The sequence below is a fragment of the Rhizobium sp. FKY42 genome (genome assembly GCF_005222835.1).
Classification (GTDB): domain Bacteria; phylum Pseudomonadota; class Alphaproteobacteria; order Rhizobiales; family Rhizobiaceae; genus Neorhizobium.
This window is the reverse complement of record NZ_STGA01000029.1, coordinates 225,384-240,790: the sequence shown is the minus strand read 5'-3', so window position 1 is coordinate 240,790 and position 15,407 is coordinate 225,384. Positions and strand designations below refer to the sequence as shown.

Sequence of the window (15,407 nt, the reverse complement as noted above, 5' to 3'; positions counted from 1 at the left end):
CTTGTGTTAGCGCTTCTGACGGTCCATCAGCGCCTTCACTTCCAGGAAGCGGCGGCGGTTCTCGTCTTCCTTCTCGCTTGCTGAATAACAGGTGTTGGAAATACAAAAGCGCTTGAGCCCGTACGGGGCTTGAGCCTTTTCGAACTCGCAATTGATCTCGTTCGTATAGTCGGTCGGCTCCGGGTTTGCCCGTGTAGAGTAAGTGAGGCGTGCACCCGGCGGGTCAAGCTCTGGGAAGGATTGCACGACGCCGGTCTTCAGCGTCGGAACCAGCATGAAGCTCTTGGCCACTGCGACACAGGCCTGCTCCAGTTCGACGGATTGCGCGCGGGCCATTTGCGGCGCAACGGAGATCAATGCGGGAAGGGTGATAAGGACTGCGAGCGACGCGTTGCGCATGGTTTCTCCGGAATTTTTACTCTCGGCGCAGCAACCGATCAGCCCCCTGTTTGGTTCCCGCTTCCAGGCACCTGATGCTATGTTTTGTTCCAGCACGTCTGCGCGATTGCGCGTAGACCCGATGTCAGGTGAAACTGCGTTTCAGAAGGAATATACGGGCACTATGCAGTGGCAGGATGAAGGCATTGTCATCGGTGTTCGCCGCCATGGCGAAACGAGCGTCGTTGCGGAACTGATGACGAAGACGCGCGGTCGCCACATGGGCCTTGTCCGCGGTGGACGTTCCCGCACCATGCAGCCAGTGCTTCAACCGGGGAACCGTGTGGATGCGGTCTGGCGCGCGAGGCTTGACGAGCACCTGGGCGATTACAAACTGGAGCCGATCCACCTTCGGGCGGCGCGTCTCATGGAAAGCGCGACCGCGGTTTATGGCGTGCAGGCCATGGGGGCGCTGCTTCGCCTGCTGCCGGAGCGCGATCCGCATCCGCATCTGTTCGATGCTCTGGATGCCATTCTCGATCATATGGAAGATCCCGCCGGGGCCGGCGAACTCTATGTTCGCTTCGAACTTGCCGTTCTGAACGATCTCGGCTTCGGGCTCGATCTGGGCGAATGCGCGGCCACGGGTGCGCGGGAGGGGCTTATCTATGTGTCCCCGAAAAGCGGGCGCGCGGTCAGTCGCGATGCAGGTGCGCCCTATGCGGACAGAATGCTGCCGCTTCCCGGATTTCTCTCACCGGAGCCTTCCGAACCGGCGGGCGTGCGTGAACTGGCGGATGCCTTCCGCCTCAGCGGTTTTTTTCTCCACCGACATGTCTACGAGCCCAGAGGCCTGCAGCAAAACGCCGCCCGCGACGGCTTCGTCCAGGCAGCGCTAAAGGCGCTGGAGCGCAAGAACAAGCCGAGCGAGCCGGTTCCGCCGGACGCTTGATCAGGCCGGGTTCGCGGTCAGAAGCCGTTCGACCGGACGTTCGCGGATCGGCCAGTGCACGATTGCAGCAAAGATCCCGAGACCGACACCCAGCCACCACACCGGATCATACGAACCGAAGTGATCGTACAGATAGCCGCCCATCCACACACCGAGGAAGGAGCCGATCTGGTGCGAGAGGAATACCATGCCGCCCAGAAGGCCGAGATGCCGCGTGCCGAACATGATGGCCACGAGACCGTTCGTCGGCGGAACCGTGGATAGCCAGAGCAGGCCCATGACGGTTGCGAAGATGATCACCGAAAGCGGAGTCTGCGGCAGAAGCAGGAAGGCTGTCACGGCGATAGACCGGCCGATATAGATGTAGGCCAGAAAGTAAGGCTTTGAGTACCGCTGGCCGATCCAACCTGCACCCAGTGAACCGATGATGTTAAAAAAGCCGATCAGCGCCATGGCGATCACGGCGTATTTCGCATCTATGCCGATATCGCCAAGATAGGCCGGAAAGTGTGCTGTAATGAACGCGACCTGGAAACCGCAGACGAAAAAGCCGCTCACCAGCAGCAGATAGCTCTGGTGCGCAAAGGCCTCGCGTAGCGCTTGCCCAACACTTTGTTGAACGCTGGAAGCGCTCTGAGTGCCGGAATTGGCATTCCCCTTGAGCTGGAAGGCGAGCAAGGGAATGATGAGCATCAGTCCGCCCAATATGACCAGGCTATCCGACCAGCCGTAGAGATTGATCAGCGTCTGGCTGAGCGGTGCGAAGAGGAACATGCCAGCAGAACCCGCCGCCGTGCCAATGCCGAAAGCCATGGAACGCTGCTGCGGGGTCACATTACGGGCAAATGCCGAGAGGATTACGCTGAAGGAACCGGCGCCCACGGCAAGACCAACCAGAATACCGCCGCCAACATGCAGCCAGACGGGCGCCGTGCCATGCGCCATGAGTAAAAGACCTGCCGCGTACAAAATACCAGCAGCGACAAGAACACGCGCCGTGCCGAAGCGGTCGGCGATTGCTCCGAAAAAGGGCTGGCTCAGACCCCAGAACAGGTTTTGCAGCGCCATGGCAAGGCCAAAGGTGCTGCGATCCCAACCGGTTTCCGAAAGCATCGGCAATTGGAAAAAGCCCATGGCCGAGCGGGGGCCGAAGATGAGCATAACAATAAGGGAGCCGCTGGCAATGATCAGCCAGGGCATTGGTGAAACGGCGGCACTTGGCTTGGTCATATCGGTATCATCCCATTTCGCCGAAGAATAACCGGGCCATGATCAAAACCAAGTGAGTTTTCTTTATCGCTTACATTCAACTCTGTGATGAATGAGCGGATAAGCGTGCTTCTCCCTTATCGCTTCTTGATCGCCCATGGCTCTCTTGCGCCGACGGGCTGCGCTTCATCGCCCACTTTGATCGTACCGTTACCCACAGGCACGGCATTCCAGCCGAAAAGCGGACCGGGCACGCTTCGATCCGCTGACATGCGGATCCGACCCATGGCAGGCACAGGCGAAGCAATGTCGCGGGATCCAGTTGCCTGATCCTGAGTCGTCATGATGCAGCGTGCACAGGGTTTGACGAGCCTGAAGAGAATTTCGCCGATTTTGACGGCTTCCCAGCCGTCCTCGGCCCAGGCTACATCATGCTCCAGCACGATATTGGCGCGGAAGCGCTCCATTCCCACGGTGGTTTCACCATGGGCCGCCATGTTTTCGTTCAGCGCGTTCAGCGAGGCCGTGTTGGTGATCAGCACCTGATAGCCATCACCGAAGGCCACCGGCGTTTCCTCACCCACCCAGTTCACGCTCGCCGTCCGGCGCGATGCCTCATCGAAATGGACAAGCTGCAGAGGGCGCCCCATCCAGCGGGAGAGCGTCTGGTTCATCTCATCGTCGGCAACTGCCGCACTCACCGTCGAGTCCCAGATGATGACGTCTTGTCTGCGGCGATCCGGAGAGGATGGCGCAAGGAAGGGCTCATCGCTACCCATCCGCAGCGTAAGGCCATTCTCGTCTGCATAGGCGGATATCTGCGCCAGCTGCGGCAGGTCACGTTGAGTCACGAACTTTCCGTTCGGTTCGGTCACCATCCAGCGGCGGTCAGCGGCCAGCCCGAAGGCATCCACCTGGGCCTCGTTAAGGCTGATGCCACGGGCGCTTTTCAGCGGAAAAATATTCAGGGCGGAAACACGCATCAGCCGTTCTCGATCTCGTCCAGAAGTATATCGTAGACAAGCTTTAGTCGCGCATGCCGCGTTTGCGCAAGGGCCTGCCCGGTTTGCGTTTGAAAGCCCTCGGTGAGTTTGAACAGCTTCTCGGGGAAGTGATCCAGCGTAAAACGGCTGCCGTTGATATCGCGATGCAAGGCCCGCGGATCGGCGGGATCGTAGAGACTGCTGCCCATGCAGCCTGATATGTAGAAGCAGCGGGCGGCTCCTATCATACCAATTGCATCCAGCCTGTCGGCATCCTGAAGGATTTTAGCTTCAATGGTTTCCGGCTGGATGTCTGCCGAAAAACTATGTGCTTCAATAGCATGGGCGACTTTATCGACTCTATCTGTGAAGCCGCCAAGGTTTTGGATGAGCACACTCGCTTTTCGCGCTGCCATACGTGATGCATGGGGACGGTCGGGAGAGTTCTTCTCCACATTCACGCAATCATGCAGAAGAACGGCGGCGGCGATCACCTCTGCATCCCCGCCTTCAGCCGCATGAATGCGCATGGCGTTCTTGAACACGCGGGCGAGATGCGCCGCATCATGTGCGCCATCTTCTACATCAAACGCATGTGGCAGCAGCGCCGACGCCAGATCCTGAAACGGCGCAAAATGATCTGTCATTTTGTGCATCATGCCGCTGGCTCATCCTGGGCTGGCGCTGTGCGGGCCAAGACCTTTTGATAGAACAGGCCGATACCGATCAGAACGCCGCCGAGGCCGATGAAGGAGAGGGCGCGAAGAATCCCTTCCAGATTGGACATATCGATGAGAAAAGCCTTGCAGACCGCGATCAGAACCAGCACGGCTGATGCAAGACGCAAACTTCTGGCATTGAAACGCGATCCGAGAACCAGAAGGCCAACTCCAATCGCCAGCCACACGACGGAGTAGGTATAGGTTTCGGCAGAGAGGAAGCCCTTCCACTCCGCAATATGCGGCCCTTGCCAGAACCAGCGAACACTCAGCGTTGCCCACGCGAAGACAAGAACCGCTGCGGCGATCGCCAGCATCACCACATAAGGGCGCGGGCGCTTGTCACGCGCATAATAGGCAAGCCCCGCATAGGCGAGCGCAGGAAGAAGATAGCCCGGCAGCAGCAGGTTCACCAAAGGCCAGGTGCCAAGACTTTCATCCGTGAAGAAGGGATTGAGCGCACCGAGATGCAGGAAGAGTGCGTTTAACGTTGCAAGTACGCCTGCGAGAATGGAGCCGTAGCGTAAAGCACCGGATGGATTGCCAAAATCCAGCGTCATCAAAATGCCTGACAAGCCGATCAGCAGCAGCGTATAGATCGACTGTTCGCCAAGGGTCGGCACGGCATCGTTCAGCACGCCGTCGTTCATGGCATGGCGAACGAGTATGGCAATCGCGATCAGCCCCATGAGCGCCGCCAGCCCCTGGAGTGCGTTCAAGGTACGCCGACCGTCCCAGCGCCGGAGATACCATGCGGAAAAGGTCAGCAGCGCGGCCGGAACGCCGTATCCCGCCAGCAACTGGTTGAAGACCGGCGTCGTCGAAAGATTTTGCGCCCCGACGATGGTCGGCTCCCACCCGATCCGGACCAGTGTCACGAAGGCGGCGGCAATCATCGCCCAGGGCAGACCGCGCCAGTGGAAGCGCGCGCTCGCCAGCACATAGGCTGCGCCGATGATCGGAACGCCGATTGTCGTGATGAGCCCCTTGGTCAGGCAATGCAGCGCAAGGGTGAGTGCGCCGAACGAGCCCAGTATGAACAAGTCACGCGGCATGTTCGCAAACGCCGGTTCGGTCTCTGATTTCGAGATACGCAATGCCGTCGCGAGAAGCGCCCCTGCCGTCAGCAGCATCGCAATGGCGTGCCACCAGTCACCGTTCAGCGCTCCGTAGTTGATGAACGTGATGGAGGCGATACCGAGGGGAATGACCGATGCGAGAAGCGCCCACAGCACGCTGAATTCCGGGTCGATCCGGTCATTGCGGCGAATGAACAGGCAGCCGCATAGGGTGAAGACGCCGCCGAGGACAAGGCCACCCATTGCTTCCGGTGCAATGCTGCTCAGCCAGCCATGAGCCGCAGTCTGCGGCAAAGCGGAGCTGACCACGCGGGATGCATCCAGCAACGCAAAGAGCGCGATGCCCCAGATGGCGGTTAACCCAGCAAAGATTGCAGGAATTGTCGCGGATCGGCGACCAGCGCCGAGGCTCGCAAGGCAGCCCGTGACCGCCACAAAGATCATCACGGAATCTGCATGAGTCGGAAGATCCGCCGCAACCATGGTCAACACCGACAACATGACCGCCAGTGAGATTGAAATCATGATGGCCTTGGGCGAGCGCGAAAGCAGTCGCCGCGTATAGCGCCACAGGCCGCGTTCGGCTGCCGGTTCCGTTATGTCTGCCTCAAACCGGCGACCTGGCCAGAAGAAGGCGGTTCCTGCGATCATGACCATCAAGGCGATGCCAGAGGCAGGCGGTGGTGGCAGGGCGCTGGGCTCCAGAATATAGGCGCTTCCCCAGCTGAACATGATCCAGCACATCATCAGGACGTTGGCGAAAACGGGCAGAATGCGCCACTCACGAATCCGGGCAGCCAGCGTCGCGGCGCACCAAACCGTGGTGAGATAGCCAAACAGAACGTAGAAACTCGGATCGTCGCTGGACACAAGTAGCGGCGAAACCAGACCCGCAACCAGACCGAGCCCCGCAAGCGCCTGCCCATGCAACAAGGAAAGTGCCAGCGTGGCGAAGGAAACAAGTGCGAGAAGGACAAAGGCCGTTGTCAGCCCGAGGAAGCCATAGAAGGCATGTGCGGTAAACACCGTCGCCAGCAGGGTCACGCTTGCCGCGGCGGTTAGAATACCAGGAATCATGGCGTTGTTATAGGCCTGTGGAAGTCTGGGCAGTGATCCCCTGCGCAACATTTCACCGCCTGCCGCCAGCAGAAGCCCGAAAATCGTAGCAAGCGTTAGTCGCGCTGCTGGCCCCAGGAGGCCAGCTTCGATGGAATAGCGAACAAGGAAAACGCCGCCAAGAGCGAGTGCCAGGCCGCCCACCCAGACCGTCCACTGCGCGCCGAGCCTGCTTTCAAGGCTTTCGCTTGGGCTTGAATTGGCCGCGACCGGAAGAGGAGATGTCGCTCCCTCAACTTCAGTCTCAGCCTCCGCAATGCTTGGCTCGCCAGGCGGCTCGTCAGAAGCAAACTCTGATTCCTCTGTCGCCTGATCCGGCGCGTGAATTCTGGCTCCGACTGGGTCAACCGCTTCCCGCTGCAGTTTCAGCAGCTTGAGTTCCGTTTCCAACTGATGAACCCGGTTGGTTAGGCGACGCTGCCCGACAAAGAGAGCCAGCAAACTAACAAGAACCAGCAATTCGTACATAGGCGCCCCGCGTCCGGTTTCGGAACCCGTTATATCGTCTGCTACGCCGTAAAGGAAAGGCTGCAAAACACCGGATGGGTGCCGAAGCGAAAAGCATGTCCGGCCTAAGTAATTGGCATGGAGTCTAAAAAAAGTACAAAAAATTTAAATGTCCATATTTTATGCAAATGAGGCTTGCAACAGACGTGATGAACGGCTTTCATGTGCGCATCCTAATAACGCCTTCAGGGGGAATGAATGTTCACGCGCCGTCTGTTTTCCAAGCTTCCGGTCATCGCTGCAGTGGCGTTGAGCGCCGGGTTTTCCGCGCCTGCCTTTGCAGACACAGCCATCAAGTTTACGCTCGACTGGAAGTTCGAAGGGCCGGCTGCAGGCTTTCTGCTGGCTGTCGATAAGGGTTACTTCAAGGCGGAAGGTCTGGACGTTACGATTGACACCGGCAATGGATCGGTCGAAGCCATCCCGCGCGTTGCAACAGGTGCCTACCAGATGGGCTTTGGTGACATCAACTCGCTGATCAAGTTCCTGGATGAAGATCCGAACCAGAAGATCAAGGCAGCAATGATGGTCTATGAGCGCCCAACCTTTGCGGTCGTTGGCCGTAAATCGCTCGGAATCACCACCGATCCCAAGTCGCTGGAAGGCAAGAAGCTGGGCGCACCGCCGCCGGATGGTGCATTCGCCCAGTGGAAGGCTTTCAAGCAGGTCGCCAAGATCGATGACAGCAAGATCAAGATCGAATCGATCGGCTTCCCGGTTCGCGAACCCATGCTTGCCAAGGGCGATGTGGATGCCGTGTTTGGCTTTGCCTTCTCGGTCATCCTGAACCTTAAGAAGCAGGGCATCAAGGATGAGGATATTTCCACGATCCTGATGGCGGAACATGGCTTGAATCTTTATGGCAACGCCGTGTTGATCAATACTGATTTCGCTCAGAAAAACCCTGCTGCGGTGAAGGGCTTCATGAAGGCACTGGCGAAGGGTTTTGCCGATGCCGTGGCAAAACCGGAAGAAGGTGTTGCAGCTGTTCTGAAGCGTAACGAAACCCTCGATAGCAAGATCGAGCTTGAGCGCCTTAACATGGCAAACGCCATGAACATCAAGACCCCTTATGTGAAGGAAAACGGCTTCGGTGGCGTGGATATGGCGCGTCTCGGTGCCTCGATCGAAACGCTGAAGATTTCCATGGGGCTGAAGGGCAACGTCAAGGCCGAGCAGGTCTTCGATGCAAGCTACCTGCCGCCGAAGGCCGAGCGGATGCTGCCGTAAGGCAGCGACACCGCCAGTGCGAAGGAGAGAACATGTCTCATCTGGTTTCCATCGATAATGTCGATATGCGCTACGGGGGCGCAAGCGGCACGCTGGCGGTATCCGGCCTGACCATGCGGGTCGACAAGGGAGAGTTTGCCGCGGTCGTCGGACCATCGGGCTGCGGTAAATCCACGCTCATGAAGCTGGTGACCGGCCTCCATATTCCGCAGACTGGCGTTGTCGTCGTTGCGGGACAACAGGTTACCAAACCGGTTTCGATTGTCGGAATGGCCTTTCAAAATCCCACCATGCTGCCGTGGCGGACCACGCTTGAAAACATTCTCCTGCCGCTGGAGATCGTCGAAAAACATCGGCATCGCCTGCGGGCCAACAAGAAGGAGTATGTCGAAAAGGCGGAGCGGCTGCTGGAAATCGTGGGTCTGAAAGGTTTCGGATCGAAATTCCCCTGGCAGCTATCCGGTGGCATGCAGCAGCGTGCCAACCTTTGCCGGGCGCTGATCCACGAACCGGAACTGCTGATGCTGGATGAACCATTCGGCGCTCTGGATGCGTTCACGCGCGAAGAACTCTGGTGCGTGATCCGTGATCTCCATGCCGCTCAGGGCGTGACGATCATTCTGGTAACGCATGATCTGCGCGAGGCGGTGTTCCTCGCTGACAAGATCTTCGTCATGAGTGCGAGGCCGGGCCGAATCTTGAAGGAGCATCGCGTGCCGTTTGAACGTCCCCGTGATCTCGAAGTCATGTATCAGGCTGCTTTCAATGACATGGTGCACGAGCTGCACGGCGAAATCGCAAAGGCGAGGGTGGCTGCATGAGTGCTGTTCTGGAAACCCCGCCCGTTGTCACAAAGCCCGTCATGGCGCGGATCAACTGGGTCAAGGCAGCGCCCTGGCTCTACACCATCGCGCTTTTCGTCGCCTGGGAGCTGCTGGTTATTGCGCTTGATATGCCGCCGACAGTGCTGCCCGCACCGACCGATGTGTTCGGCGCCATTGCCAAATACTGGTCTCCGATCTGGAAGAATTCCATCCAGACGCTCTACACGACGACCCTTGGCTTCGCGATTGCGGTCGTTGCGGGGCTTGCTATTGGCCTGTTCATTGGATGGTCGAAGACGATTTATGCCGGTCTTTACCCCCTGATGATTGGCTTCAATGCCATTCCGAAGGTGGCGCTGGTTCCGATCCTTGTCATCTGGTTTGGCATCGGCACGGTTCCGGCTGTTTTGACGGCCTTCCTGATTTCCTTCTTCCCGATTGTCGTCAACGTCGCCACGGGCCTTGCGACGATTGAACCGGAAACAGAGGACGTGCTTCGGGCGCTCGGTGCCAAGAAGATGGATATCATGTTGAAGGTGGGTATCCCGCGCTCCATGCCCTATTTCTTTGGCTCCCTGAAGGTGGCGATTACGCTCGCTTTTGTCGGATCGGTGGTGTCGGAAACTGTCGCTTCCAATTATGGCCTCGGCAATATGATGAGTTCAGCTCAGAGCCAGTTCAACGTGCCGCTGGTTTTTGCGGGACTGCTGATGTTGGCGATCGAGGGCATCGTCATGTACGCCATCATGGCCTGGCTTGAGCGCCGCATGACCGGCTGGGCGCACCGGTCAACGATGGCACAGTAACCAAGGCTGGGGGCGAGTTCGCTCGCCGCCATCTCCAATTTTCATGCGGTGCGCACCGTGATGCCCGCTGTGTGAAATGCTTCCTTTGCGCGCTTGGTCATATCTCGCGATACGGCCCACCAGACACCCGTATTGGCCCAGTACCGCAACGAGATGACGGCGCCACCATCGGTCAGGTCGGTCACGAAGGCGACAGGAGCGGGCTGCTTCAGAACGCGCTCGTCGGATGTTGCCATGTCGAGCAGCATCTGCATGGAGCGCTCGATCGCATCCTGATCGGCGACGTGCAGCTTCAGATCGTGCATGCGCGTCGGCAGGCGGCTGTGGTTTGTCACCGGCACGTTCCAGAGCAGGGAATTTGGGGTCAGTCGGTAGAGACCGTCATAGGTCTTCAATTCTGTCGCAAAGAGACCGATATCCTGCACGGTGCCACTCACACTCGGTGTTTCGATGTATTCGCCAACGCGCAAGGGGCGCAGGACAAGCAGCATGATGCCCGCCGCAATGTTTTGCAGCGTGCCTTGCAGGGCGAGACCAATGGCGAGACCGACGGCGCCGAGAGCCGCCAGAATGGATGCGGTCTGCACGCCAAATTGGCCAAGGACCATCACAACGACGATAATCAGAATGGCGTAGCGGATGATGTTGGCGAAGAACTGCGCCAGCGTTGCATCGAAACCGCGAATACGCCCGAGTCCTTCATGCGCCCAGCGGGAAAAAATTCCCGCCGCAAGCCAGCCGACGATGAGCAGCAGAAGTGCGCCGACCACGGAAAACGAATATTGAACGGCGAGAGCGGAAAGCTGGGCGAGTGCTGCGCGTGTTGCCACGACGAAATCGGTAGCCTGTTGATCCATGCGGGGAAGGTTGCCTATCGTTATTGATTACGGAAGGCTAATTGGGGCAGACATTTGAGGTATCAAGAGAGCTGGGTCACGACCTTTTTGCCTCTTCAGGGCTTGCTGATCTCATCACGAAAACGGATTGCAAGATTGACCTGCAGGGTGATTCCAATCTGCGACATCGGTGACTGGCGCTGCGTATTGATGTTGGTGGTTATGCCAAGCAGCTTGCAGCTATCGGCTATAGACTGAGTAATGATCTGGCACTGCTTTCCAGCCAGTTGGTAGGCTCGCTTCTGGATTGCCTCTATCTGCTCCTCAACCGCCGTGCCCTCGACAATGGGATTGGATAGGCCAAGGCTCACATTTATCGATACATGCCCTTCCGGGATTTGTAAGGCGCGGGGATTGTACGGAATTGACTGAGATAGGCCTGAAGTTGGCAGGGTCGCAATGGCAATGAACAAAGCAAATGCGGAAAGTTTCTGATACATGAATATTCTCCTCTGGTGGTGGTTTCTACCAAAGGATGCATTTACTTGACTTAAACAAAGTCACTCAATGTTGAATCAGCTCATGAATTTGGATCACGGCAAAGCGGTAACATGAAACTTGCCCGCCCATCGGTGTCAGCGCCGCGGCCCATCGATTTTACGGCTGCCACCAGGCGACCCTCACGTTTTAGAATGCGGTCCCCGAACTCGATCAATCTCGTGTTTGGCGTGGCATGTGGCGCGACCTCGCGCAATCTGCCAGCGAGATCGAACTCGTCCTGATGAGGATCAATGGCAAGACAGGCGATAAGCGCAGCGGCGGGTGACCGGGATACTCCCATCCAGCAATGGATGAGAAGCGGCGCCGATTGATCCCAGCTCTGCGCGAAATCGATCAACTGGGAAACGTGCTCTTCTGCTGGTGCGAAGAGATTGCCCGTTCCCGCAAAGGCAATATCGTTCATCTTCAGCTTGAGATGGCGGTCGGCCCGAATGACGCCTGGACGATGGAAGTCCTGGTTCTCCGCAATCAGGCTCACCATCTCGGTGGAGCGGTGCCTGACCGCCAGTTCCGCGATCTTCTCCAACGGCCCTACAACGAAACCGGTCATGTCGAAACGCCCGTCACGCGTTGCGTTTCCAGCACATTGAAACGGCTTAAAAACTCAGCCTGCGCCGCAAGTGCCGACATCGGTTCGAGAGGTAGCATTTCCCGTGTTATTCCGCGCGGCAGGCCAAAGAACTTGCGTGCCTCATCTTGAGAGAAGCCGGCAAGCTCCGTGGCTTCGAAATAGGCAGCAATTGTATCCGCCTTTTTGATCTTCACCTTAAGTTCTCGCGAAGGATGCGGAGGCAGGCCGAAACGCAGGTGCACCGCCGCCTCCAGGCGATGTTCCACCGCCTTGTACCCGCCGCCGACCACCGCCTTGAAAGGGGAGATCATGTCGCCGATTACATATTCCGGTGCATCGTGCAGAAGCGTCAGCAGTAAGTCGATGGGCGATGCGGCAGGGTTCTGTTGGCGAAAGATGATCTCGACCATCAAGCTGTGCTGGGCAACGGAATAGGCGTGATCGCCGCGCGTCTGGCCGTTCCAACGCGCCACCCGTGCAAGACCATGGGCGATGTCGGAAATCTCTACATCCAGCGGCGAGGGGTCGAGAAGATCCAGCCTTCGGCCGGAAAGCATGCGCTGCCAGGCGCGCGTAGAAGATGCCGTTGTCACGACTCAGTCCCGTCCGCATTGGTGGGGAAGCTGAGGCCGGTCCAGCCCGGTAGTGCGAGCCTTACCGTCACCGCGCCAGCGAGGATTGGCACTGCATTGGCCATGGCATCGCCCGCCCGGTCAATCCGCACGATTGCCAGTGCCCGGTTCCCGACCACCGTACCCAGCTGACCTATTGGCTTGCCGTCTGCGGTCAACTCGGTGCCCGTTTCGGGAAGTGCATCGTCTGCTACGACCTGTACAACGCGGCGCCGTGCCGTGCCACGGTGCTGCATGCGCGAAACCACTTCCTGACCCACATAGCAGCCCTTGCGGAAGGACAGACCCCCATTCATATCCATCAGGACATCATGCGGGAAGGCATCCTGAAGCGCGTAATCCTGTGGTGCCGTGACAATGCCCGCTTCTATGCGAAGACGATCATAGGCTTCCCTTGAGTCAAAGGCTTCAGTCTCGGGTTGCCGAATGACGCGGAGGCCTACCTTGGCGAAGGCAGCGTCCAATATGCCTTGCGCAGAGTCAGCCTCCTCGCCCCAGAGCAGGCTCACGCCACCTGCCGTTGCGGAAAGAGAAACCGCGGCTCGAAGCTTGTACATGGTCAGGCGCTTGAGCAGCGCATCGGCAATTCCTGATGGGCATTCGAGGGTGAAGCCTTCGCCGGTCCGCCAGATCAGAAAGTCGAACAGGATCTTGCCTTGCGGGGTCAGCAATGCACCGGGGCGGGCTTCGCCTGTGGGCAAACCATTGACGTCGGTCGTGATGAGATTGTGCAGAAAACTCTGCGCATCGGCACCGCCGACATGGATGAAGCTTCGGTCTGAAAGGCTGGCAGAAGGCATGAGATTCGTATCCGTGTTGTAACATCACAGATAATCAGCACTCACCATTGAGGCAAGCCACCGGATTGAGCGGAGGTGTTGGCTCAATCGCCGCCGGCGAACACTTTCCACTGCCCGGTCGGCGTGATGCCAATGCGGTAGAAATTGTAGTTGTTGCCTTCTTCCATGGACATCAGGTCACCTGCTGTGATGATGCGCAGCAGTTCAACGCGCTCGGGGCCGGTCAGCTTATTGAGCGGCTTGCCGACGAAGTAGGGCCAGACATACATTTCGTCTGGTTTACCCACATTGATATGGGCGGCCCCCGTCTGCAGAAGGTCCATCAGAATGGCCATTATTTCCTGACCATCAGGATCGCCGGACAGGCTTTTGATGGCCTCGATCGCGTCGCCTTCAGCGCCGACCTGCATCTGGGCCGGATCGAAAGCAGCCAAGGGACGAAGCCTTTCAATGTCGCCCGTCGCGGCCGCCTCGTTGATCAGGTTGCGCATCCGGGCAACAGGCGCTGGAAGCTTGGAGAGATCACGAATGATTTCCACCTTTCCACTGGACTGGACCTGCGCAGGTGTTGCAACCGGGTCTGTCGGGGAAGGGGCAGACGAAGCATCGGGCGACGGGGCTGGTGCAGATGGTGCAACCGGTGCCGCAGGTACTGAAGGCGAGGCCGGTGCCGCAGGCGCGGCGGGTGCGGCAGGCGTTTCCGCCTGCGCCATACGTGTTCCATCGATGTGCGAAATGCTTAAGCTCCAACCGGGCGATGTGCCGCCGATCAGAAGGGTCGAGGACAATGCGACACTGGCAATCAGCGCTTTCGCAATACGCGCTTGCGTCGATGCATTGGGCATGAGGAAGTCCCTGGCATTTTCGAGGAGAAAAAATGAAACGCTGTGTCTTTCACTGACGCAGCATATTCACTGAATCTTGCGTTCGGGGGAGAATTCGCCCGCGAGCATGCGCTCACGAAGAGAATCCAGCATTGCTTCCGCGCCAGCTTCCCCATGCAGACGAATTGTTTCGCGCATGGCAAGTGCAATTGCAGCGTCCGCGATGATCTCAGGCTCGATGCCATCGGCGCGGCCATCCGCCCAGGCCTCGTTCTGATACTCGAGCGCCACCTGCATCTTCTCGTGCACAATCATGTCGTCGATGTCGTTGCGCGCAGTCTGCATGTGTATTCCTCTTACAAGGTGGTGCCTGTTGTTACCGGCACGTTAACAACACTAGCAGCCTTTTATCAAAACGACACGCCCGCACCGCGAAAGAGGCTAATAAAACCTTAATTTCCGTAACGTGTGGCGATTTCGCCAGAAAGTGTTGCACCTTCGTTACGGTAGCGTTCTTCGGCTGTACGTGCGGCGGGTGTGCACGACGTGTGCACCGCTGCAAATGCCCTGTAGCCTCGATTGAAGGCCGCCGTCAATTTTTCCCGTCTATGGGGTTCATTTATGGTTTCCGTGTCGAGCAAAGTTTGCATCGCACTGCGCCAGTCACCGGAGGCCGCGCCGCACAGAGACCGCAAATAGTGTATGGAACCAAGGACTTCCGCTAGCCGCGCCAGTTGGCCGTCATAAGGCGTCGGCTTTTCCTCAGTTTGGGGCGGCGTCGTTACTGTCGGCTGCGGGGTCGGCTTCTTCTGCGCGAGCGCGGGCTGCCCGAAAAGCCCTGCCAGGACAATAAAGAGGATGAGCCTTGGCATTCTTGTAATCCCAGTCACCAACATATCCTCACTTCGTTTTTCCGCGTTGAGCGAGACGTTCCGCGCATTCCAGTACACTGGCCGGAACGGGAAGGGACCTGATCTCTTCCGCCGTATACCATCCGGCATCGCTTGCATCATCCGCGGCGATCGCCTCATCGCAGGAATCGCTCTGCACCAGAAATACGGAGAGCAGGAAGGGACTTGTCATCTGGCCATTTTCGGCGCGGGTCGGAAGATCATAGGTCGCGAAAAGCTTAGGGTCGCGGACGGGAATCCCGGTCTCTTCCTCAAATTCCCGCACGGCTGTTTCCTCTGGCGTCTCTCCCGGTTCTGCGCGACCTCCCGGAAATGCAAACAGGTCCGCAGACGGCGGGTTCCGGCGGCGGATCAACAGAAATCGGCCGTCGCGTTCCAGGATGGCAGAGGAAGCAAGCCGCGGCTGTTCAGGCATGAACTTTGATCACTCCGTTGAATGGGATCCAGCGCCGATCGCTTGTGTGTAACG

18 protein-coding genes are annotated in these 15,407 nt (G+C 58.2%); 4 read left to right on the top strand and 14 right to left on the bottom strand.

All coding sequences use genetic code 11. From position 1 onward, the window contains the following. Positions 1–6: 6 nt before the first annotated feature. A complete protein-coding gene (locus tag E8M78_RS11985) occupies positions 7–399 on the bottom strand; it encodes a hypothetical protein (protein WP_137135260.1) in 393 nt (130 codons plus the stop codon). Between the two features lie 163 nt (positions 400–562). Between E8M78_RS11985 and recO the strand changes: the two genes are divergently transcribed. Then, positions 563–1,330 (top strand): DNA repair protein RecO, encoded by a 768-nt coding sequence (gene recO, locus E8M78_RS11980; protein ID WP_137135893.1) that lies wholly within the window; start codon positions 563–565, stop codon positions 1,328–1,330. Here recO and E8M78_RS11975 read toward each other — a convergent pair whose 3' ends face one another. From E8M78_RS11975 to E8M78_RS11960, 4 genes are all read right to left on the bottom strand, one after another. Next, entirely contained in the window at positions 1,331–2,560 is a 1,230-nt protein-coding gene (locus E8M78_RS11975) for an MFS transporter (protein ID WP_137135259.1), read from the bottom strand. A 116-nt stretch (positions 2,561–2,676) separates the two neighbouring features. After that, entirely contained in the window at positions 2,677–3,522 is an 846-nt protein-coding gene (locus tag E8M78_RS11970; RefSeq protein ID WP_137135258.1) for an MOSC domain-containing protein, read from the bottom strand. Next, complete coding sequence (locus E8M78_RS11965; protein WP_170973433.1) at positions 3,522–4,169, bottom strand: HD domain-containing protein; 648 nt, start codon at positions 4,167–4,169, stop codon at positions 3,522–3,524. Before E8M78_RS11965 ends, E8M78_RS11970 begins: the two co-directional genes overlap by 1 nt. 8 nt (positions 4,170–4,177) lie before the next feature. Next, a complete protein-coding gene (locus E8M78_RS11960) occupies positions 4,178–6,904 on the bottom strand; it encodes a DUF2339 domain-containing protein (protein WP_137135257.1) in 2,727 nt (908 codons plus the stop codon). Positions 6,905–7,141: 237 nt separating this feature from the next. On the opposite strand from E8M78_RS11960, the gene E8M78_RS11955 reads away from it, so the two are divergent. The 3 genes from E8M78_RS11955 to E8M78_RS11945 are packed head-to-tail and all read left to right on the top strand — an operon-like array spanning position 7,142 to position 9,803. Beyond that, the gene (locus E8M78_RS11955) at positions 7,142–8,173 is read left to right on the top strand and encodes an ABC transporter substrate-binding protein (protein WP_137135256.1); all 1,032 of its coding nucleotides are present in this window, start codon (positions 7,142–7,144) and stop codon (positions 8,171–8,173) included. 32 nt (positions 8,174–8,205) lie between these two features. Next, on the top strand, positions 8,206–8,994 hold the full coding sequence (locus E8M78_RS11950; protein WP_170973402.1) for an ABC transporter ATP-binding protein: 789 nt from the start codon (positions 8,206–8,208) through the stop codon (positions 8,992–8,994). Further along, positions 8,991–9,803: an ABC transporter permease gene (locus tag E8M78_RS11945; protein ID WP_137135255.1), complete on the top strand. Its 813-nt coding sequence runs from the start codon at positions 8,991–8,993 to the stop codon at positions 9,801–9,803. The genes E8M78_RS11950 and E8M78_RS11945 overlap by 4 nt, the downstream gene beginning before the upstream one ends. 41 nt (positions 9,804–9,844) lie before the next feature. Here the strand turns inward: E8M78_RS11945 and E8M78_RS11940 are convergent, their stop codons facing one another. From E8M78_RS11940 to E8M78_RS11895, 9 genes are all read right to left on the bottom strand, one after another. Further along, positions 9,845–10,660, bottom strand: coding sequence for a mechanosensitive ion channel family protein (locus tag E8M78_RS11940; protein ID WP_137135254.1), 816 nt, complete (start codon positions 10,658–10,660; stop codon positions 9,845–9,847). A 95-nt stretch (positions 10,661–10,755) separates the two neighbouring features. Continuing rightward, positions 10,756–11,139, bottom strand: coding sequence for a hypothetical protein (locus E8M78_RS11935; protein WP_137135253.1), 384 nt, complete (start codon positions 11,137–11,139; stop codon positions 10,756–10,758). Positions 11,140–11,219: 80 nt separating this feature from the next. Continuing rightward, a complete protein-coding gene (locus E8M78_RS11930) occupies positions 11,220–11,750 on the bottom strand; it encodes a tyrosine phosphatase family protein (protein ID WP_137135252.1) in 531 nt (176 codons plus the stop codon). Further along, entirely contained in the window at positions 11,747–12,364 is a 618-nt protein-coding gene (locus E8M78_RS11925) for an HD family hydrolase (protein ID WP_170973401.1), read from the bottom strand. Before E8M78_RS11925 ends, E8M78_RS11930 begins: the two co-directional genes overlap by 4 nt. Further along, the gene (locus tag E8M78_RS11920; RefSeq protein WP_137135251.1) at positions 12,361–13,203 is read right to left on the bottom strand and encodes a folate-binding protein YgfZ; all 843 of its coding nucleotides are present in this window, start codon (positions 13,201–13,203) and stop codon (positions 12,361–12,363) included. The genes E8M78_RS11925 and E8M78_RS11920 overlap by 4 nt, the downstream gene beginning before the upstream one ends. An 83-nt stretch (positions 13,204–13,286) precedes the next feature. Further along, positions 13,287–14,048, bottom strand: coding sequence for a hypothetical protein (locus E8M78_RS23285; protein WP_170973400.1), 762 nt, complete (start codon positions 14,046–14,048; stop codon positions 13,287–13,289). A gap of 66 nt (positions 14,049–14,114) precedes the next feature. Further along, on the bottom strand, positions 14,115–14,372 hold the full coding sequence (locus E8M78_RS11905) for a hypothetical protein (protein ID WP_062552757.1): 258 nt from the start codon (positions 14,370–14,372) through the stop codon (positions 14,115–14,117). Positions 14,373–14,479: 107 nt separating this feature from the next. After that, entirely contained in the window at positions 14,480–14,923 is a 444-nt protein-coding gene (locus tag E8M78_RS11900; protein ID WP_137135248.1) for a TIGR02301 family protein, read from the bottom strand. A 4-nt stretch (positions 14,924–14,927) separates the two neighbouring features. Further along, complete coding sequence (locus E8M78_RS11895) at positions 14,928–15,353, bottom strand: NUDIX hydrolase (RefSeq protein ID WP_137135247.1); 426 nt, start codon at positions 15,351–15,353, stop codon at positions 14,928–14,930. Positions 15,354–15,407 lie beyond the last annotated feature (54 nt).